We start from the raw sequence: 19,382 nt of genomic DNA, 5'->3' as shown, positions 1-19,382 counted from the left end.
GACCTACTCCTCGCGCTACTCCGCCGCGGGCTCACCGCCCCCGGCCACCGCGGGCTCGGTCGTCCCGGCCTCGTCGGCCGGCGCGTCCTCGTCGACGCCCTCGACCTCTTCGGCCTCACGACCGGCCTCGGCGTTCCGAGCGATGCCCACGACGGCATCGCGCTTGCCCAGGTTGATCAGTTGGACGCCCATGGTGTCACGGCCGGTCTCCCGTACCTCGTTGACCCGCGTGCGGATCACACCACCGGAGAGGGTGATCGCCAGGATCTCGTCCGTCTCCTCGACCACCAGCGCGCCGACCAGCGAACCGCGGTCCTCGACGATCTTGGCGGCCTTGATGCCGAGACCGCCGCGGCCCTGGACGCGGTACTCGTCCACCGGCGAGCGCTTGGCGTAGCCGCCGTCGGTGGCGGTGAAGACGTACGTGCCCGGGCGCACCACGTTCAGCGACAGCAGTTCGTCGCCCTCGCGGAAGCTCATGCCCTTGACGCCGGAGGTGGCGCGGCCCATCGGGCGCAGCGCCTCGTCCGTCGCGGTGAACCGGATGGACTGGGCCTTCTTGCTGATCAGCAGCAGGTCGTCCTCGCTGGAGACCAGCTCGGCGCCGATCAGCTCGTCGTCCGTGCCGTCCTCGCGGGCGCGCAGGTTGATGGCGATGACGCCACCGGAGCGCGGCGAGTCGTAGTCCTTCAGCGGCGTCTTCTTCACCAGGCCGGCCTTGGTGGCGAGGACGAGGTACGGCACGGCCTCGTAGTCGCGGATGGCCAGGATCTCGGCGATGCGCTCGTCCGGCTGGAAGGCCAGCAGGTTGGCGACGTGCTGGCCGCGCGCGTCACGCCCCGCGTCGGGCAGCTCGTAGGCCTTGGCGCGGTAGACGCGGCCCTTGTTGGTGAAGAACAGCAGCCAGTGGTGGGTGGTGGAGACGAAGAAGTGGTCGACGATGTCGTCTTCCTTCAGCTTCGTGCCGCGCACGCCCTTGCCGCCGCGCTTCTGGGAGCGGTAGTCGTCGGTCTTGGTGCGCTTGACGTAGCCGCCGCGCGTGATGGTGACGACGATGTCCTCTTCGGCGATCAGGTCCTCGACGGACATGTCGCCCTCGAAGGGGACGAGCTTGGAGCGCCGGTCGTCGCCGTACTTCTCGACGATCTGGGCCAGCTCGTCGCTGATGATCTGCCGCTGCCGCTCCGGCGAGGCGAGGATGGCGTGGTACTCGTTGATCTTCTGCTGGAGCTCGTCGTGCTCGGCGGTGATCTTCTGGCGCTCCAGGGCGGCCAGGCGGCGCAGCTGCATCTCCAGGATCGCGTTGGCCTGGATCTCGTCGATCTCCAGCAGGCCCATCAGGCCGTCGCGGGCGATCTCGACGGTCTGGCTGCGCCGGATGAGGGCGATGACCTCGTCGATCGCGTCCAGCGCCTTGAGCAGGCCGCGCAGGATGTGCGCGCGCTCCTCGGCCTTGCGCAGGCGGAAGCGCGTGCGGCGGACGATGACCTCGATCTGGTGGCTCACCCAGTTGCGGATGAAGGCGTCCAGGGAGAGGGTGCGCGGCACGCCGTCGACCAGCGCGAGCATGTTCGCGCCGAAGTTGGTCTGGAGGTCGGTGTGCTTGTAGAGGTTGTTCAGGACGACCTTGGCGACGGCGTCCCGCTTGAGGACGATGACCAGCCGCTGGCCGGTGCGCGAGGAGGTCTCGTCGCGGACGTCGGCGATGCCGCCGATCCGGCCGTCCTTCACCAGGTCGGCGATCTTCTGCGCGAGGTTGTCCGGGTTGACCTGGTAGGGCAGCTCGGTGACGACCAGGCACTGGCGGTTCTGGATCTCCTCGACCTCGACCACCGCGCGCATGGTGATCGAGCCGCGGCCGGTGCGGTACGCCTCCTCGATGCCCTTGCGGCCCACGACCAGCGCGCCGGTGGGGAAGTCGGGGCCCTTGATGCGCTCGATCAGCGCGTCCAGCAGCTCCTCGTGGGAGGCGTCCGGGTGCTCCAGCGCCCACTGGGCACCGGCGGCGACCTCGCGGAGGTTGTGCGGCGGGATGTTCGTCGCCATGCCGACCGCGATGCCGGCCGAGCCGTTGATCAGCAGGTTCGGGAACCGGGCCGGCAGGACCGTCGGCTCCTGGTTGCGGCCGTCGTAGTTGTCCTGGAAGTCGACGGTCTCCTCGTCGATGTCCCGGAGCATCTCCATGGACAGCGGCTTCATCCGGCACTCGGTGTACCGCATGGCCGCGGCCGGGTCGTTGCCCGGGGAGCCGAAGTTGCCGTTGGAGTCGACCAGCGGCATCCGCATGGACCACGGCTGCGCCAGACGGACCAGCGCGTCGTAGATGGAGGAGTCACCGTGCGGGTGGTACGTACCCATGACGTCGCCGACGACGCGGGCGCACTTGTAGAAGCCCTTCTCGGGCCGGTACCCGCCGTCGTACATGGCGTACAGGACGCGGCGGTGCACCGGCTTGAGGCCGTCGCGGACGTCCGGCAGCGCGCGGGAGACGATGACGGACATCGCGTAGTCGAGGTAGGAGCGCTGCATCTCCGTTTCGAGCCCGACGGGCTCGACGCGCATGCCCACGCCTTCGATGGCGGCGGGCGCTCCGTCCGGGGCCACGCCGTCGGGGGTCACCGGGGGGACGGCGGGAGTGTTCTCGTCGGCCATTGCTGTGTTGGATCCTTTCGGGCTGCGGCTGTTCTACGGGCCGACAGGGCTCAGATGTCGAGGAAGCGGACGTCCTTGGCGTTGCGCTGGATGAACGAGCGTCGTGCCTCGACGTCCTCACCCATGAGCACCGAGAACAGGTCGTCCGCGCGGGCCGCGTCGTCCAGGGAGACCTGGCCGAGGACGCGGTGGTCGACGTCCATCGTCGTCACACGCAGCTCCTCGGCGTTCATCTCGCCCAGACCCTTGAACCGCTGGACGGAGTCGTCCTTGATCCGCTTGCCGTTCCGCTTGCCGATCTCGATGAGCGCGTCGCGCTCCCGGTCGGAGTAGGCGTACTCGAAGTCGTCCCGGCCCCACTTGATCTTGTAGAGCGGCGGGCGGGAGAGGTAGACGTGGCCGGCCTCGACCAGGGGCCGCATGAAGCGGAAGAGGAAGGTCAGCAGCAGGGTGTTGATGTGCTGGCCGTCGACGTCGGCGTCCGCCATCAGGATGATCTTGTGGTAGCGGAGCTTCGAGATGTCGAAGTCCTCGTGGACGCCGGTGCCGAACGCCGAGATCAGCGCCTGCACCTCGGCGTTCTGGAGGATCTTGTCGACCCGCGCCTTCTCCACGTTCAGGATCTTGCCGCGGATCGGGAGGATCGCCTGGTACTGCGGGTTGCGGCCGGACTTGGCCGAGCCGCCCGCGGAGTCACCCTCGACGATGAAGATCTCGCACTGGGTGGGGTCGTTGGACTGGCAGTCACTCAGCTTGCCGGGCAGCGAGGCCGTCTCCAGCAGGCCCTTGCGGCGGGTCAGGTCGCGCGCCTTGCGGGCGGCGACGCGGGCGGTGGCCGCCTGGATGCCCTTGCGGATGATGTCCGCGGCCTCGTTGGGGTTGCGGTCCAGCCAGTCGGTCAGGTGCTCGTGCACCACGCGCTGGACGAAGGTCTTGGCCTCGGTGTTGCCCAGCTTCGTCTTCGTCTGGCCCTCGAACTGCGGCTCGCCCAGCTTGACGGAGATGATCGCCGTCAGGCCCTCGCGGATGTCCTCACCCGTGAGGTTGTCGTCCTTCTCCCGCAGCAGCTTCTTGTCACGCGCGTAGCGGTTGATCAGGCCCGTCAGCGCGGCGCGGAAGCCCTCTTCGTGGGTGCCGCCCTCGTGCGTGTGGATGGTGTTCGCGAAGCTGTAGACGCCCTCGGTGTACTGGGTGTTCCACTGCATCGCGACCTCGACGGAGAGCATCCGCTCCTTGTCCTCCGCCTGGATGTCGATCACCGTGGGGTGCACCGTCTCGCCCTTGCGGGAGTTCAGGTACGTCACGAAGTCGACGATGCCGCCCTCGTAGTGGTAGCGGACGGAGAGGGGCTTGCCCTCCTCGTCGACGTGGGCCGCGCGCTCGTCGGTGAGCTGGATGGTCAGGCCCTTGTTGAGGAACGCCATCTCCTGGAAGCGCCGGGACAGCGTCTCGAAGCTGTACTCGGTGGTCTCGAAGATGTCGCCGTCGGCCCAGAACGTCACCGTCGTGCCGGTCTCGTCCGTGGCCTCGTTGCGGGCCAGCGGCGCGGTCGGCACGCCCAGCTTGTAGTCCTGCGTCCAGCGGTAGCCGTCCCGCTTGACCTCGACGGCCACCTTCTGGGACAGCGCGTTGACGACGGAGACGCCGACGCCGTGCAGACCACCGGAGACCGCGTACCCGCCGCCGCCGAACTTGCCGCCCGCGTGCAGGACGGTGAGCACGACCTCGACGGCCGGCTTCTTCTCCGAGGGGACGATGTCCACCGGGATGCCGCGGCCGTTGTCCACCACGCGCACGCCGCCGTCCGGCAGGATCGTCACGTCGATGGTGTCGGCGTGCCCGGCCAGCGCCTCGTCGACGGAGTTGTCGACGACCTCGTACACCAAGTGGTGCAGACCGCGTTCACCGGTGGATCCGATGTACATGCCGGGGCGCTTGCGGACCGCGTCCAAGCCTTCGAGGACGGTGATCGCGCTGGCGTCGTACGACTGCTTCTCGGAGGAGTCGCCACTGACGCCGGCCGGAACCCCCTCTGCAGTAGAAGCCGTGATGTTCTCGTTGAGGTCGCCGGAGTCGGCCACGAAGCGCCCTTTCTGGCACAGCACGAGCCTCTCCGTGCCTGTGGTGGCAGGTGCCCCATGAGTGGCAGGCGGGAGTGGCCGCGTCGTTCGTCATGTTCCGCGAGTGGGCGGGATTATCTCCAGTCTACCGGTAGCGCCGACACTAATGGGGGTTTGCAGGCGCCTGAGTCGTCACGTGCCGCCCTCAACCGCCATACGCCGCATCCCCATATCCGAGGAGGGCCCCCAGGACGCTCACGCCCGCACTCAGCGCTTCGGGGTGTCAACCTTCGGAGACCGTGAGCGGGGTCTCACCCGCCCCACCCGTAGAGCGCGGGCCCGGCCGTCACCGGCGGCGCCACCAGGCGCGTCAGCCGTACGTGTCCCCGGGGCCCTGACTGCCGGGCGCGCGCAGCGGTCCGTACCGCCGGGCCGGGCCTCCCGGGCCCAGAACCTTGATCATTTTGACCGTACCGTGGCCCAGATCCTGGTTCAGCCGGGCCACCACCTGCGGCGCCAGCAGCCGCAACTGCGTCGCCCACGCCGTGGAATCGCAGACCACCGTCAGCACCCGGGACTGCTCGTCGTACTTCTGCGGCTCGCAGTGCTGCGCCACCTCCGGCCCGACGAGCTGCGGCCACCGGCCCATGACCCCGCCCACCGCCGCCGGGGTCTCCCAGCCGCGCTCGGTGATCAGCCGGTTGATCGCCGCGCCCAGGGGCAGCGGATCGCGGCCGTCGGCGCGCGCGCCGGAGCGCAGACCGCCGCCTCGCCGGGCCTGCTTCTTCTGCTGCGCCGCGGCGCCCCGCGCCCGCGCCGCCTCCTTGGCCGCGAACAGCGCCTGCCGGGCCAGGTCCACACCGGAGAGCTGGGGCGGCTTCGACGTGCCGGACGGCTCGGCTTCCCGCTCCGGCTCCCCGCTCACGCTTCCATCCTCCGCACGACGCCCTCGGACACCGCGTACCGCGCGCCCACCAGCATCCCGGGCACGTCGTCGTCCACGGCGGCCGTCACCAGCACCTGCTCGCCCGGGGCCACCAGCTCCGCCAGCCGCTCCCGGCGGCGCGCGTCCAGCTCGGCGAACACGTCGTCCAGCACCAGCACCGGTTCGTTGCCCTCCGCGCGCAGCAGGTCGTACGAGGCCAGCCGCAGCGCCAGCGCGTAGGACCAGGACTCGCCGTGGCTCGCGTACCCCTTGGCGGGCAGTTCACCCAGCTTGAGCAGCAGCTCGTCGCGGTGCGGGCCGACCAGTGTCACGCCCCGCTCGATCTCGCCACGGCGCGCCTCGCCCAGGGCCGCCAGCAGCACCTCGTACAGCTCCTCGCGCGAGGAGACCCCGGCCATCGCCTCGCCCGCCGAACCGCGGTACTCCAGCGCCACCGGCCCGCCGCCGGGGGCGAGCTGCTCGTACGCCTTGTCCGCCAGTGGTTGCAGCGAGGCGATCAGATGCAGGCGCTGGGCGAGCAGCTCCGCCCCCGCGCGCGCCAGATGCTGATCCCAGACGTCCAGAGTCGACAGGTCCATCTGCCTGCCACCGTGCCGCCGGGCCAGCGCCGCGGTCTTCAGCAGGGTGTTGCGCTGCTTGAGCACCCGGTCGTAGTCCGAGCGCACCCCCGCCATCCGCGGCGAGCGGGCGGTGACGAGCTCGTCCAGGAAGCGGCGACGCTCGCCCGGATCACCCTTGACCAGCGCCAGGTCCTCGGGCGCGAACAGCACCGTGCGGACGATGCCCAGCACGTCCCGCGGCCTGACCTGCGAGGACCGGTTGATCCTGGCGCGGTTGGCGCGCCCGGGATTGATCTCCAGCTCGACGAGCTGCTGCCGCTCGCCCTGCACGACGGCCGCCCGGACGATCGCCCGCTCGGCGCCCATCCGCACCAGCGGCGCGTCCGAGGACACCCGGTGGCTGCCCAGCGTGGCCAGGTAGCCCACGGCCTCGACGAGGTTGGTCTTGCCCTGCCCGTTGGGGCCCACGAACGCCGTGACGCCCGGTTCGAGCGGGACCTCGACCCGGGCGTACGAGCGGAAGTCGGCGAGCGAGAGATGCGATACGTGCATGGCGCGCCGACCTCCCCCGGCCGCGGTGGGTTCACGGCACCACCGCGGCGATGCCTGCTGTCCTGATGACGTCGCGACGCCGCCCGCGCGGGGCGGCGGTCGCGTCACTTGCCGGCGTTCTCCACCGCGTGGCCACCGAACTGGTTGCGCAGCGCGGCGATCATCTTCATCTGCGGCGAGTCGTCCTGGCGGGAGGCGAACCGCGCGAAGAGCGAGGCGGTGATCGCGGGCAGCGGCACCGCGTTGTCGATCGCGGCCTCGACGGTCCAGCGACCCTCGCCGGAGTCGGCGGCGTAGCCCCGCAGCTTGTCCAGGTGCTCGTCGTCGTCCAGCGCGTTGACGGCCAGGTCCAGCAGCCAGGAGCGGATGACCGTGCCCTCCTGCCAGGAGCGGAAGACCTCGCGCACGTCGGTGACGGAGTCGACCTTCTCCAGCAGCTCCCAGCCCTCGGCGTAGGCCTGCATCATGGCGTACTCGATGCCGTTGTGGACCATCTTGGCGAAGTGGCCGGCGCCGACCTTGCCGGCGTGCACCGAGCCGAAGTCGCCCTCGGGCTTGAGCGCGTCGAAGATCGGCTGGACCTTGGCGACGTTCTCCGCGTCACCGCCGTACATCAGGGCGTAGCCGTTCTCCAGGCCCCAGACGCCACCGGAGACACCGCAGTCGACGAAGCCGATGCCCTTGGCCTTCAGCTCCTCGGCGTGCTTCTCGTCGTCGGTCCACCGGCTGTTGCCGCCGTCCACGACCACGTCGCCGGGGGAGAGCAACTCGCCCAGCTCGTCGATGGTCGACTGGGTGGCCTGGCCCGCCGGGACCATGACCCACACGACCCGCGGGCCCTGCAGGGCGTCCACCATCTCCTTGAGGCTGTTCACGTCAGCCAGGTCCGGGTTGCGGTCGTATCCGACGACGGTGTGGCCAGCGCGGCGGATGCGCTCACGCATGTTGCCGCCCATCTTGCCGAGACCGATGAGACCGAGCTCCATCACAGACCCTCTTTGCGCATAGTCGTTGCGATTAGTACCTGAGTACGAGCCTACGCCCGGGATGCCGTGCACACCTGTGGGCTCAGGCGCTCATCGGCCGATGGCCGTACGCACGGCGGCCGACCCCTCGTCCCCACCCTGTGGACGGGACGCCGGAGCCGGCCGCCGACCGGTCAGCCCGAGAGGCGGACCGGCATGATCAGGTACTTGTACGCCTCGTCGGCCTCGGCGTCCTTGGCCGGACGGCCGCTGAGCAGCGCGGGCTTGGTGGAGGTCGTGAAGGAAAGCTGGGCGACCGGGGAGTCGATGGCCGACAGGCCCTCCAGCAGGAAGCCCGGGTTGAAGGCGATCGAGATGTCCTCGCCCTCCAGGTCGGCGTCCACCCGCTCCACAGCCTGTGCGTCGTCGCTCGACCCGGCCTCCAGGATCAGCACGCCCTGCTCGAAGCTCAGCCGGACCGGAGTGTTGCGCTCGGCCACCAGCGCCACACGCTTGACCGCCTCGACGAACGGCGCGGTCTCGATCACGGCCACGGAGTTGAACTCGGTGGGGAAGAGCGTGCGGTACTTGGGGAGGTCGCCCTCCAGCAGGCGGGTCGTCGTACGCCGCCCGGCGCCCTCGAAACCGATCAGGCCCTCGCCGGCGCCGGAGCCCGACAGCGCGATCGTGACGGAGTCACCGCTGCTCAGCGACTTGGCGGTGTCCAGCAGCGTCTTGGCGGGCACCAGCGCGACGGCCTGGGCGTCCGGGTTCTCCGGCTTCCACAGGAACTCGCGGACGGCGAAGCGGTAGCGGTCGGTGGAGGCCAGGGTGACGGTGTCGCCCTCGATCTCGATCCGGACGCCGGTGAGCACCGGGAGCGTGTCGTCCCGGCCGGCCGCGATGGCGACCTGCGACGCGGCGGCGGCGAACACCTCGCCGGGGACGGTGCCGGTGGCGGTGGGCATCTGGGGCAGCGCCGGGTACTCCTCCACAGGCAGGGTGTGGAGGGTGAAGCGGGAGGAGCCGCAGACCACGGTCACTCGTACACCGTCTGTGGAGATCTCCACCGGGCGGTTGGGGAGCGCGCGGGAGATGTCGGCCAGCAGCCGGCCGGACACCAGGACGGTGCCCTCCTCCTCGACCTCCGCCTCCACCGAGACCCGCGCCGAGACCTCGTAGTCGAAGCCCGACAGGCTCAGGGCGCCGTCCTCCGCCTTCAGCAGCAGGCCCGCGAGGACGGGCACCGGCGGACGGGCCGGGAGGCTCTTGGCCGCCCAGGCCACCGCCTCCGCGAGTACATCGCGCTCCACCCGGATCTTCACCGGAAACCGCCTCCTGCTGTTGCTGGCTTGCGCCCTGCTGGCCTTGTTCGTCGGCTGGGTAGCCGCCTGAACAGTTTGACGCACACCACCGACAGCCGTTGCTGCTCGGGGTCAAGTCGAGCGAAGGGGCGGACGAGGCCCGTTCCCCAAGTTGTGCACAGCACCCGATTCGAGAGGAAGTCCCCGGTAGATAACCGTGGTCGTAGTAGTAGGGCCTGTGGAAACCGTGGACAACCATGTCTGCGCAGCTCAAAGCCGCTTTTTTGTCCACCGGGGCTGTGGGTGGGACCCGTGGATAAGCGGGCCCACCTGTGGACCGGCAGAAGTTCTGCACACCCCGCCCACAGGCAGAGGGCACTTCTCCCCAGTCCTGTCCCCAGCTTTACCCCGGTTCCCCACAGCCCAATCCCGTACCGCGGTGTGACGCCTTTCACTCGCGTCGGTGAGTGCGGGTGTCGCGTTGCCGAACAGTGGACAGGGGTGTGGAGAAGTGGCTCCGAGGTGGGGACAACCCCCCTCGGGCTGTGGGCACAGGCGTCCCCTCCGTGGACAACGGCCTGTGGGTACCGATGTGGAAATCTTTTGTCCACACCCTGTGGAGAAGAGTTGACCACAAATGCACAGCCCTCTGACCTGCGCAGACATGGTTCCCGGCCCGACGCCTGTGGACGCCGGATGAATAACTTCCCAGTCCCCAGGGTGTGGACGGAAGATTCTCCCCACATCTGTGGAGGGCGGCCGTAACCAGGGGTGGAAATCGAACAGCGCGGAGGGCGGGAGAGCGGGCCGGACTCGGTGGCGGGGGCTGTCGGAGAGCGTCGGGGTCGGCTGCGGGCGCTGTCGGGGACGCGGACGGCGGGTCGGAGGCGGCTTGCGGGAGGCGTCCACCGGCTGTGTACGGCCGGCGGGGGCGGTCGGCGGTTCGCGGGGTGAGGGGCGGGCGCTGGGGGCGCGGTGTCGGTGGGGCGAGCACGGCGGGGCTTGCGCGGACGGGGACGAGTCGGCGAGCTGGGGGTGCGGGACTCCGCGGCAGCCTTGGCTGCGGGTCCGCAGGTGGCGCCGTCATCCACGGGCTGTGGATCCCTCGGCTCACCGCTGACGCGCCTTGGACGGATCCCTGGGCGGACGTGTACGGCGGGCCCGGACCGGCGGCCCAGCCCTCGACGGCGCGCGGACGGCTCTTCCTCCGGCGGCCCGGGGCCGTCCGGATCCTGACGAGCGCGCGGTCGGCCGCCGGCCGCGACGCGCCCCGCTTCATCCGCATCCGTCCCGGAACGCGCGCCCGCCGCCCATCAGGCCGGGCTCAGGCGTTCTTGATCCGGTTGGTCAGCTCGGTGACCTGGTTGTAGATGGAGCGCCGCTCCGCCATCAGGGCGCGGATCTTCCGGTCGGCGTGCATGACCGTCGTGTGGTCCCGGCCGCCGAACTGCGCGCCGATCTTCGGCAGCGACAGGTCCGTCAGCTCGCGGCACAGGTACATCGCGATCTGCCGGGCCGTGACGAGCACGCGGCTGCGCGAGGACCCGCACAGGTCGTCCACCGTCAGGCCGAAGTAGTCGGCGGTCGCCGCCATGATCGCGGTCGCGGTGATCTCGGGCGCGGCGTCCTCGCCCCCCGGGATCAGGTCCTTCAGCACGATCTCGGTCAGGCCCAGGTCCACCGGCTGGCGGTTGAGCGAGGCGAACGCCGTGACGCGGATCAGGGCGCCCTCCAGTTCGCGGATGTTGCGCGAGATGCGGGAGGCGATGAACTCCAGGACCTCCGGCGGCGCGTTGAGCTGCTCCTGCACGGCCTTCTTGCGCAGGATCGCGATCCGCGTCTCCAGCTCGGGCGGCTGGACGTCGGTGATCAGGCCCCACTCGAAGCGGTTGCGCAGCCGGTCCTCCAGGGTGACGAGCTGCTTGGGCGGCCGGTCACTGGAGAGCACGATCTGCTTGTTGGCGTTGTGGAGCGTGTTGAAGGTGTGGAAGAACTCCTCCTGCGTGGACTCCTTGCTGGCCAGGAACTGGATGTCGTCGACCAGGAGGATGTCCATGTCGCGGTAGCGCTTGCGGAACGCGTCCGCCTTGCCGTCGCGGATGGAGTTGATGAACTCGTTGGTGAACTCCTCCGAGCTCACGTACCGCACCCGCGTCCCCGGGTAGAGGCTGCGCGCGTAGTGCCCGATGGCGTGCAGCAGGTGCGTCTTGCCGAGCCCGGACTCGCCGTAGATGAACAGCGGGTTGTACGCCTTGGCCGGTGCCTCGGCGACGGCCACCGCCGCGGCGTGCGCGAAGCGGTTGGACGCGCCGATGACGAAGGTGTCGAAGAGGTACTTCGGGTTCAGCCGCGCGGTGGGCTCACCGGGGCCGGGCGCGGGTGCCGGCTGCGCGGCGAGCGGGCCGGGCGCGCCGCTGGGCGCGGGCAGGTGGCCGCTCTGCCGGCGTTCGGACGGATCCTGGTGCTGCACGGAGTCGTACGGGGAACGGGGCCCCTCGCCGTGCTGGTGCTGCGACGGGGCGGAGCCGCCCGGGCCCTGCGTGCGGTAGTCGTCCTGGGGTCGCTGGCTGTGCGGCCGGCCGTGCGCGGGCGGCGGGGAGGCGTAGGGGTCGCGCTCCGGGAAGCCGCCGAGCCGCTGCTGCTGCCAGCCGTAGTCCTCGTGCGGGGCGCCCATGCCGCCCGGGTGCTGCGGCCAGGCGCCGGGCTCGTGCCGGGGCTGCTGGTACTCGGGGTAGACGGGGCGCACGGAGGGCAGCTCGTCGTTCTGGTGGCCGTAGGGCTGCCGGTTGTCGTACGCGTCGTAGCCCTCGTGCGGGGGGCGGCCGACGGCCGGGGGCTGCTGGTGCTGCGGCATCGGGGCCGGCGGCTGGGGTGCGGGGTCCTCGGCGGAGTCGTCCACGGTGATCGCAATGCGGATCGGACGGCCGCACTGCTGGCTCAGCGCCTCACCGATCAGCGGTGCCAGCCGCCCTTCGAGCACACCCTTGGCGAACTCGTTGGGCACGGCCAGCAGCGCGGTGTCGGCGACCAGGGCCAGCGGCTGGGTGCGCTTGAGCCAGTCCTGGTCCTTGGGCTTGAGGCTGTCGCTCTCCGCGCGTAGCAAGTGGTCGAGTACGCGTGGCCACACTGCGGCAAGATCGGCAGGTACGTCAGCCACAGGGGGCACGCTCTCTCACAGGTCCCACGAATGTGTGATTCTCGGGACGGGCGGGAAGGAATCGGGGTTCAGCAACGGTAGTCAGCACGGGCGGGGGGATTCAAGTCGTTGTCCACAGCCTGTGTACAGTGTGACCCGGCGAGATGCTGGTTTGACCGGATGAGGCCGCCCCGCGTACCGTAACCAGGTCGAGTTGTCGATGGCTGCTGCCGCCTGCCTCCGATGGGCAAAGATCGCGCTCTGGTGATCGTGTAGCGGTGCACTCGGGCGTTGCGAGCTACTCGTGGGCGCACGGTGACAGCCAGTCGACACCCCACAGTCGTCCCTGACGGCACAAGCATTTCTGGAGCCCCCGAGTGAGCAAGCGCACCTTCCAGCCGAACAACCGCCGTCGTGCGAAGACCCACGGCTTCCGTCTGCGTATGCGCACCCGCGCCGGCCGCGCGATTCTCGCGTCCCGCCGTGGCAAGGGTCGCGCGCGCCTGTCCGCCTGAGCAGCCACGATCTAGGTCCATGACGTGCTGCCTACCGACAATCGGCTGAGGCGGCGCGAGGACTTCGCGACCGCGGTACGCCGGGGACGCAGGGCCGGGCGCCCGCTCCTCGTCGTTCATTTCCGCAACGTCGCACCGGACCCGCACGCGGCGGGGGGATCCGTTCCCCCGGCGCGTGCGGGTTTCGTCGTGAGCAAGGCCGTCGGCAACGCCGTGACCCGCAACAAGGTGCGGCGCCGGCTCCGCCACCTCGTGCGCGACCGGTTGGACCGGCTGCCCGCCGGTAGCCTGGTGGTTGTACGGGCGCTGCCCGGTGCGGGTGACGCGAGCCACGACGAGCTGGCGCGCGACCTGGACACCGCGTTGCGGCGGCTGCTGGGTGAGGTTCCCCACACCGAAGGGCAGGGGAGGGCGCCACGATGAAGTTTCCGCTGCTGCTGCTCATCAAGCTGTACCAATGGACCATCAGCCCGCTGTTGGGTCCGGTCTGCAAGTACTACCCGTCGTGCTCGCACTATGGCTACACGGCCATCGACCGCCACGGCGCGGTGAAGGGGACCGCGCTGACGGCTTGGCGCATCCTGCGGTGCAACCCGTGGTCGCTCGGTGGCGTCGACCACGTCCCTCCCCGGAAGCGCCCGGTCTGGCATCAGCGGCTGAGGAGCCGTATGGGCGGGGCCGCCGTCCCTGAGCCTGCCGTACAGCCCGAGACTCAGCCCAACGCCCAAGGAGCCTGATTCGTGGACACGATCCTGAATCCTCTTTACTACGCCGTTTCCTGGATCATCGTCCAGTTCCACTCGTTCTACAGCCTGTTGTTCGACAGGAACAGCGGCGCGGCGTGGGGTCTGTCCATCGTCTCGCTGGTGGTGCTGATCCGTATCTGCCTGATCCCGCTCTTCGTGAAGCAGATCAAGGCGACGCGGAACATGCAGGCGCTCCAGCCGAAGATGAAGGCGATTCAGGAGCGCTACAAGAGCGACAAGCAGCGCCAGTCCGAAGAGATGATGAAGCTCTACAAGGAGACGGGTACCAACCCGTTGTCGAGCTGTCTCCCGATCCTGGCGCAGTCCCCGTTCTTCATCTCGCTGTACCAGGTCCTGAACCACATCGCGCAGAACAAGATCGTCGGTGTCATCGACCGGCCGCTGCTGGAGAGCGCCCAGCAGGCCCACATCTTCGGCGCACCGCTGGCCGCGAAGTTCATGGACAGCGCCGAGAAGGTCGAGAGCCTGGGCGCTTCGCTGACCAACGTGCGCGTCGTCACCGTCATCATGATCGTCCTGATGTCGGCGTCGCAGTTCTACACGCAGCGCCAGCTGATGACCAAGAACGTCGACCTGACGGTCAAGACGCCGTTCATGCAGCAGCAGAAGCTGCTGATGTACGTCTTCCCGATCATGTTCGCCGTGTTCGGCATCAACTTCCCCGTCGGTGTCCTGGTGTACTGGCTGACCACCAACGTGTGGACCATGGGCCAGCAGATGTTCGTCATCCGCCGCAACCCGACCCCGGGCAGCCGTGCCTACACCGAGCGCCAGGAGCGCCTGCGGGCCAAGGGCAAGCTCAAGGAGGACCCGGCCGAGGCCGAGTCTCGCAAGGCCGCCGAGGAGGCGCGCCAGAACCGGCAGCAGCCCAAGCGGCAGACGAAGTCCAAGCGCCAGACGCAGCAGCCGGCGGCCACCGGCGGGGCGCAGCGCCGGGCGCGGGCCGGTTCCACGGCCAACGGCGACTCCGGAGGGTCGTCCGTCCAGGACGCCGTGAAGAAGCCCTCGCTGGAGAAGAAGGCCCCGCAGGACAGCAAGCCGAAGGGCGGCTCCGCCTCAGGCTCCCGTAACGCCAAGTCCGGACAGCGCAAGGGCCAGCAGCGGCCCAAGCACCCGTCCAAGAAGTGAGAAGGAGTCCTTCCGTGACGGACACCACCCCTGCCGCCGAGGGCACCGACACCCTGACCCGCCTGGAGCAGGAAGGGGAGATCGCGGCCGACTACCTGGAGGGTCTGCTGGACATCGCGGACCTCGACGGTGACATCGACATGGACGTCGAGGCCGACCGTGCCGCCGTGTCGATCATCAGCGACTCGACCAGCCGCGACCTGCAGAAGCTGGTGGGCCGGGACGGCGAGGTGCTGGAGGCGCTGCAGGAGCTGACCCGCCTGGCGGTGCACCGCGAGACCGGCGACCGCAGCCGCCTGATGCTGGACATCGCCGGTTTCCGGGCGCGCAAGCGCGAGGAACTGGCGGAGCTGGGTGCCAAGGCGGCCGAGGAGGCCAAGGGCACCGGTGAGCCGGTGAAGCTCAAGCCGATGACGCCGTTCGAGCGGAAGGTCGTGCACGACGCGGTGGCCGCCGCCGGCCTGCGCAGCGAGTCCGAGGGCGAGGAGCCGCAGCGGCGCGTGGTGGTCCTCCCGGCCTGATCAGCCCCGTTGGCAAAAGGTGTGGCCCCGTCTGCTCGCAGGCGGGGCCAAAACTTGTCAGCCTTCTGTGTGAACCCGGGGTGTGCGGACCGCGGTGCCGAGGCACCCGGACCCCGCCCCATCGACCAGTCCAGCAGTGCAAAGGAAGGGCGGTTTCCGTGACGGAGGAAGCGGCGGAGCTCCCGTCGGCGCCGGAGGCGGCGCGTGAGGTGTTCGGCGAGCGTTTCCCGGACGCGGTGCGGTACGCCGAACTGCTCGCCGACGCGGGCGTGCGGCGGGGCCTGATCGGTCCGCGCGAGGTGCCCCGGCTGTGGGAGCGGCACCTGCTGAACTGCGCGGTGCTCTCCGAGGTGGTGCCGGAGGGCGTCACCGTCTGCGACGTGGGCTCGGGCGCCGGGCTGCCCGGCATCCCGCTGGCGCTGGTCCGGCCGGACCTGAAGATCACGCTGCTGGAGCCGCTGCTGCGGCGGACGAACTTCCTGCTCGAAGTGGTGGAGCTGCTCGGGCTGGACCACGTGACGGTGGTGCGCGGCCGGGCCGAGGAGGTCATGGGCAAGCTGCCGCAGGTGCACGTGGTGACGGCGCGTGCCGTGGCGCCGCTGGACCGGCTGGCCGGATGGGGCGTTCCGCTGCTCCGGCCGTACGGGGAGATGCTGGCGCTCAAGGGCGACACCGCGGAGGAGGAGCTGAAGGGGGCCCGGGCGGCTCTGAGCAAGCTCGGGGTGGTGGACACCTCGGTGGTGCACGTCGGTGAGGGCGTGGTGGATCCGCTGTCCACCGTCGTGCGGGTCGAGGTGGGGGAGAGCCCGGGCGGCGTGCGGTTCGCGGCGAAGCGCGCGAAGGCGGCCCGGCCGAGCCGGGCGTCGCGGGGGCGGCGGCGCTGAGGCGCGGCCTCGCGCCGTGTAGGGGCTGTGGGCCTGCCGGGCTGTGATGCGCCGGAGGCGCTGGATCGGCGTGGCGCCTGCCTCGGCGTGCGCTGTACTCCGTTAAACCCATCAATACGCGTGTCGCGGACAAATCGGGCACCGCGCTGGCATCGTGTTTCACGTGAAACACCGTTCTCTGCTGCACGGAATCATCAGTCGCGGCCGGGCGGCTGCTGCCGCACCGCGTGACCGCCACCCCGGACGGGTTACGGATGTATCCACAACGGGGGGTTCATCCACAGAAGAGCGGACCTCACTGGTTCATGAACCTGGAAGCATGGCAGGCTCTGAGCACTGCGAGCCTGATGTCGAGGAGAGTGAATCCGTGCGGTCCGACGCCAATATCGCGGGACCGATGACCGACCCGGTCCCCGGTCCCCGTAGTGAGTCACTCGGGGATGATGTTTCACGTGAAACGTCGCCCCCTCAGCTAGCGGTGGACACCGTCGGCCGCACGGGTGTAGCGCTGCCCAGACCCGAGCAGACGCGGGTCATCGTGGTGGCCAACCAGAAGGGCGGGGTCGGGAAGACCACGACCACCGTCAACCTGGCCGCCTCGCTGGCCTTGCACGGTGCGCGGGTCCTGGTGGTCGACCTCGATCCGCAGGGCAACGCGTCGACGGCTCTGGGCATCGACCACCACGCCGAGGTTCCGTCGATCTACGACGTTCTTGTGGAGAGCAAACCGCTGTCCGATGTCGTCGTGCCGGTGACCGATGTGGAGGGGCTTTTCTGCGCACCCGCCACGATCGATCTGGCCGGAGCGGAGATCGAGCTGGTCTCGCTGGTGGCGCGGGAGAGCCGTCTGGACCGGGCCATCAAGGCGTACCAGCAGCCGCTGGACTACATCCTCATCGACTGCCCGCCCTCGCTCGGTCTGCTCACCGTCAACGCACTGGTCGCCGGTGCGGAGGTGCTGATCCCGATCCAGTGCGAGTACTACGCGCTGGAAGGCCTGGGCCAGCTGCTGCGCAACGTCGATCTCGTGCGGGGGCACCTGAACCCGGAGCTCCACGTCTCGACGATCCTGCTCACCATGTACGACGGGCGGACCCGACTGGCCTCGCAGGTCGCGGAGGAAGTACGGAGCCACTTCGGGAAAGAGGTGCTGCGCACCAGCATCCCCCGGTCGGTACGGATCTCGGAAGCCCCCAGCTACGGGCAGACGGTCCTCACCTACGACCCGGGTTCCAGTGGTGCGCTCTCCTATCTGGAGGCGGCCCGGGAAATCGCCCTGCGCGGAGCATCGGTGGCCGGTGGCCACGGGCTCAGCGTGAACTATGAAGGACAGCACAGGATGCCGGAGGGGACTCAGTGAGTGAACGACGTAGGGGGCTGGGCCGCGGGCTCGGTGCGCTGATCCCCGCAGCGCCACAAGGCCCTGATGCGACATCGCCGACGTCGGTTCCGGTACTGGTACCGGAGCGCGGCGTGGCCGCGGCCAAGGTGACCTCGCTCGCGGGGAACGGTGTTTCACGTGAAACAGGGGTGCCTTCGGTGGAGCCGCTCCAGGAGGTGGCCGGGGCACACTTCGCCGAGCTGCCGGTCGATGCCATCAAGCCGAACCCTCGGCAGCCGAGGACGGACTTCAACGAGGACTCGCACGACGAGCTGGTCACCTCCATCCAGGAGGTCGGGCTGCTGCAGCCGGTGGTGGTGCGTCCGACCGGGCCGGGGCAGTACGAACTCGTCATGGGCGAACGCCGGTGGCGGGCGTGCCGGGCAGCCGGCCTGGAGCGGATTCCGGCGATCGTCCGCGCGACGGGTGACGAGAAGCTGCTGCTCGACGCCCTGCTGGAGAACCTCCACCGGGTGCAGCTGAACCCGCTGGAAGAGGCGGCGGCCTACGACCAGCTGCTGCGGGACTTCAAGTGCACGCACGACGAGCTGGCGGACCGGATCGGGCGCTCCCGCCCGCAGGTCTCGAACACGCTGCGCCTGCTGCGGCTGTCACCGGAGGTCCAGAGCAAGGTGGCGGCCGGGGTCATCTCCGCGGGGCACGCCAGGATGCTGGTGTCGGTGGAGGGCCCGGAGGAGCAGACCCAGCTCGCGCGCCGCATCGTGGCCGAGGGGCTGTCGGTCCGGACGGTCGAGGAGATCGTGCGGATGATGAGCACCTCCCCCAAACGGTCGGGCAAGGCCAAGGGGCCGCGGGCCGGGACGCGCATGTCCCCGGCACTGTCCGACCTGGCTTCCCGGCTGTCGGATCGGTTCGAGACCCGGGTGAAGGTCGACCTGGGCCAGAAGAAGGGAAAGATCGTCGTCGAGTTCGCCTCGATGGATGATCTGGAGCGCATCCTGGGCACCCTGGCACCCGGTGAGGGTCGTGTCCTGGGGCTCACCGAGGAGAGCGAAGAGGACTGAGCCGGGCTCGCAGGGCGGGGCGTGTCTTCGGGGAGACCCGGAAACACGCCCCGCCCTTTGGTACCCGGAGGCCGTGGACCGTCGCTACGATGCGATCGGGTATGGCGCGCGTCCGTTGGGGAGGGGCCATGCGATCGGTGAGCCGCGGTGGGCTGGTGGCGGCGGGGTTCGGTCTCGGGGCCGTCGGCGGATTCGTCGGTGGCCTGCTCAGAGAGCGGGACATCCGGGCCGCCTCACGCAGTGCGGCGAGCGAGGGAAGTGAGGACCTGGCTTCATGGGCCGTCGGCTCGTACCGCTCACACTCGACAACCTTCCGGATCTCCCCAAGCGCTGCCGCTCCTGTGTCTTCTGGGAGCTGGATCCCGTCCGTGGTGAGGCCGCGGTAAAGGCCTGCCGGACCGAGCAGGAGAAGGAAGCCTGGATCTCCTCCGTCCTCCTGGAGTGGGGGTCGTGCGGGCGGGTGGTCTATGTCGACGACGTCCCGGTGGGTTTCGTGCTCTATGCACCACCGGCCTACGTCCCGCGGTCCACGGCCTTCCCCACCAGTCCGGTCTCCCATGACGCCGTCCAGTTGCTGACCGCGTGGCTGAGCCCCGCCTACCAGGGGCAGGGACTGGGCCGGGTGATGGTGCAGACCGTGGCCAAAGACCTCATCCGGCGTGGCTTCAAGGCGGTGGAGGCGTTCGGAGACGCCCGCTGGGAGGAGCCGGCCTGTGTGCTGCCGGCTGATCATCTGCTGGCGGTGGGCTTCAAGACCGTTCGGTCCCACGTCCGGTTCCCGCGCATGCGGCTCGAACTGCGGACCACGATCTCCTGGAAGGAAGACGTGGAACTGGCGCTGGACCGCTTGCTGGGGGCCGTACAGAAGGAGCCCGCTCTCCGGCCTCTGTGAAACGGGACCTATGTTTCACGTGAAACAGCCCGCCATGTGTTTCACGTGAAACAGTGTCCGGATGTTTCACGTGAAACGCGGACGGGCCCGCCCC

16 protein-coding genes are annotated in these 19,382 nt (G+C 69.6%); 9 read left to right on the top strand and 7 right to left on the bottom strand.

Going from position 1 to position 19,382, the window contains the following annotated elements:
* Nucleotides 1-15: 15 nt before the first annotated feature.
* The 7 genes from gyrA to dnaA all read right to left on the bottom strand — a co-directional run bounded on the left by gyrA (nt 16) and on the right by dnaA (nt 12,196).
* The gene (gene gyrA / locus ABZX96_RS34020; RefSeq protein ID WP_355552090.1) at nt 16-2,652 is read right to left on the bottom strand and encodes a DNA gyrase subunit A; all 2,637 of its coding nucleotides are present in this window, start codon (nt 2,650-2,652) and stop codon (nt 16-18) included.
* 50 nt (nt 2,653-2,702) lie between these two features.
* The gene (gene gyrB / locus ABZX96_RS34015; protein WP_355552087.1) at nt 2,703-4,757 is read right to left on the bottom strand and encodes a DNA topoisomerase (ATP-hydrolyzing) subunit B; all 2,055 of its coding nucleotides are present in this window, start codon (nt 4,755-4,757) and stop codon (nt 2,703-2,705) included.
* A 325-nt stretch (nt 4,758-5,082) separates the two neighbouring features.
* The gene (locus ABZX96_RS34010) at nt 5,083-5,637 is read right to left on the bottom strand and encodes a DciA family protein (RefSeq protein WP_355552084.1); all 555 of its coding nucleotides are present in this window, start codon (nt 5,635-5,637) and stop codon (nt 5,083-5,085) included.
* Entirely contained in the window at nt 5,634-6,770 is a 1,137-nt protein-coding gene (gene recF, locus ABZX96_RS34005; protein ID WP_355552081.1) for a DNA replication/repair protein RecF, read from the bottom strand. Before recF ends, ABZX96_RS34010 begins: the two co-directional genes overlap by 4 nt.
* Before the next feature lie 104 nt (nt 6,771-6,874).
* Nucleotides 6,875-7,756 (bottom strand): phosphogluconate dehydrogenase (NAD(+)-dependent, decarboxylating), encoded by an 882-nt coding sequence (gene gnd / locus ABZX96_RS34000; RefSeq protein ID WP_355552079.1) that lies wholly within the window; start codon nt 7,754-7,756, stop codon nt 6,875-6,877.
* A gap of 173 nt (nt 7,757-7,929) precedes the next feature.
* Complete coding sequence (gene dnaN, locus ABZX96_RS33995; protein WP_355552076.1) at nt 7,930-9,060, bottom strand: DNA polymerase III subunit beta; 1,131 nt, start codon at nt 9,058-9,060, stop codon at nt 7,930-7,932.
* Nucleotides 9,061-10,363: 1,303 nt separating this feature from the next.
* Nucleotides 10,364-12,196, bottom strand: a complete 1,833-nt coding sequence (gene dnaA, locus ABZX96_RS33990) for a chromosomal replication initiator protein DnaA (RefSeq protein WP_355552074.1) — start codon at nt 12,194-12,196, stop codon at nt 10,364-10,366.
* A 356-nt stretch (nt 12,197-12,552) separates the two neighbouring features.
* Between dnaA and rpmH the strand changes: the two genes are divergently transcribed.
* From rpmH to ABZX96_RS33945, 9 genes are all read left to right on the top strand, one after another.
* On the top strand, nt 12,553-12,690 hold the full coding sequence (gene rpmH, locus ABZX96_RS33985; protein WP_003949374.1) for a 50S ribosomal protein L34: 138 nt from the start codon (nt 12,553-12,555) through the stop codon (nt 12,688-12,690).
* 24 nt (nt 12,691-12,714) lie between these two features.
* Complete coding sequence (gene rnpA, locus ABZX96_RS33980; RefSeq protein ID WP_355552071.1) at nt 12,715-13,113, top strand: ribonuclease P protein component; 399 nt, start codon at nt 12,715-12,717, stop codon at nt 13,111-13,113.
* Nucleotides 13,110-13,427 (top strand): membrane protein insertion efficiency factor YidD, encoded by a 318-nt coding sequence (gene yidD, locus ABZX96_RS33975; protein WP_355552069.1) that lies wholly within the window; start codon nt 13,110-13,112, stop codon nt 13,425-13,427. Before rnpA ends, yidD begins: the two co-directional genes overlap by 4 nt.
* A 3-nt stretch (nt 13,428-13,430) precedes the next feature.
* The gene (yidC, locus tag ABZX96_RS33970) at nt 13,431-14,585 is read left to right on the top strand and encodes a membrane protein insertase YidC (protein ID WP_355552066.1); all 1,155 of its coding nucleotides are present in this window, start codon (nt 13,431-13,433) and stop codon (nt 14,583-14,585) included.
* A 14-nt stretch (nt 14,586-14,599) separates the two neighbouring features.
* Entirely contained in the window at nt 14,600-15,106 is a 507-nt protein-coding gene (locus tag ABZX96_RS33965) for a R3H domain-containing nucleic acid-binding protein (RefSeq protein ID WP_355552063.1), read from the top strand.
* Between the two features lie 158 nt (nt 15,107-15,264).
* Nucleotides 15,265-15,990, top strand: coding sequence for a 16S rRNA (guanine(527)-N(7))-methyltransferase RsmG (gene rsmG / locus ABZX96_RS33960; RefSeq protein WP_355552061.1), 726 nt, complete (start codon nt 15,265-15,267; stop codon nt 15,988-15,990).
* A 319-nt stretch (nt 15,991-16,309) separates the two neighbouring features.
* Complete coding sequence (locus ABZX96_RS33955; protein WP_355552059.1) at nt 16,310-17,350, top strand: ParA family protein; 1,041 nt, start codon at nt 16,310-16,312, stop codon at nt 17,348-17,350.
* The gene (locus tag ABZX96_RS33950) at nt 17,347-18,396 is read left to right on the top strand and encodes a ParB/RepB/Spo0J family partition protein (RefSeq protein WP_355552056.1); all 1,050 of its coding nucleotides are present in this window, start codon (nt 17,347-17,349) and stop codon (nt 18,394-18,396) included. The genes ABZX96_RS33955 and ABZX96_RS33950 overlap by 4 nt, the downstream gene beginning before the upstream one ends.
* A 274-nt stretch (nt 18,397-18,670) precedes the next feature.
* Nucleotides 18,671-19,288, top strand: a complete 618-nt coding sequence (locus tag ABZX96_RS33945) for a GNAT family N-acetyltransferase (protein ID WP_355552053.1) — start codon at nt 18,671-18,673, stop codon at nt 19,286-19,288.
* Nucleotides 19,289-19,382: the final 94 nt, after the last annotated feature.

The sequence above is a fragment of the Streptomyces sp. NPDC003077 genome (assembly GCF_040611095.1).
Classification (GTDB): domain Bacteria; phylum Actinomycetota; class Actinomycetes; order Streptomycetales; family Streptomycetaceae; genus Streptomyces.
Note: the sequence above shows the minus strand (reverse complement) of the source record. Positions and strands in the feature narration are given on the sequence as shown.

Excerpts from the sequence above, each read along its gene's own strand:
- gyrA (WP_355552090.1), bottom strand. The coding sequence starts at position 2,652 with ATGGCCGACGAGAACACTCCCGCCGTCCCCCCGGTGACCCCCGACGGC.
- recF (WP_355552081.1), bottom strand. The coding sequence starts at position 6,770 with ATGCACGTATCGCATCTCTCGCTCGCCGACTTCCGCTCGTACGCCCGG.
- gnd (WP_355552079.1), bottom strand. The coding sequence starts at position 7,756 with ATGGAGCTCGGTCTCATCGGTCTCGGCAAGATGGGCGGCAACATGCGT.
- yidD (WP_355552069.1), top strand. The coding sequence starts at position 13,110 with ATGAAGTTTCCGCTGCTGCTGCTCATCAAGCTGTACCAATGGACCATC.
- ABZX96_RS33955 (WP_355552059.1), top strand. The coding sequence starts at position 16,310 with ATGGCAGGCTCTGAGCACTGCGAGCCTGATGTCGAGGAGAGTGAATCC.
- ABZX96_RS33945 (WP_355552053.1), top strand. The coding sequence starts at position 18,671 with ATGGGCCGTCGGCTCGTACCGCTCACACTCGACAACCTTCCGGATCTC.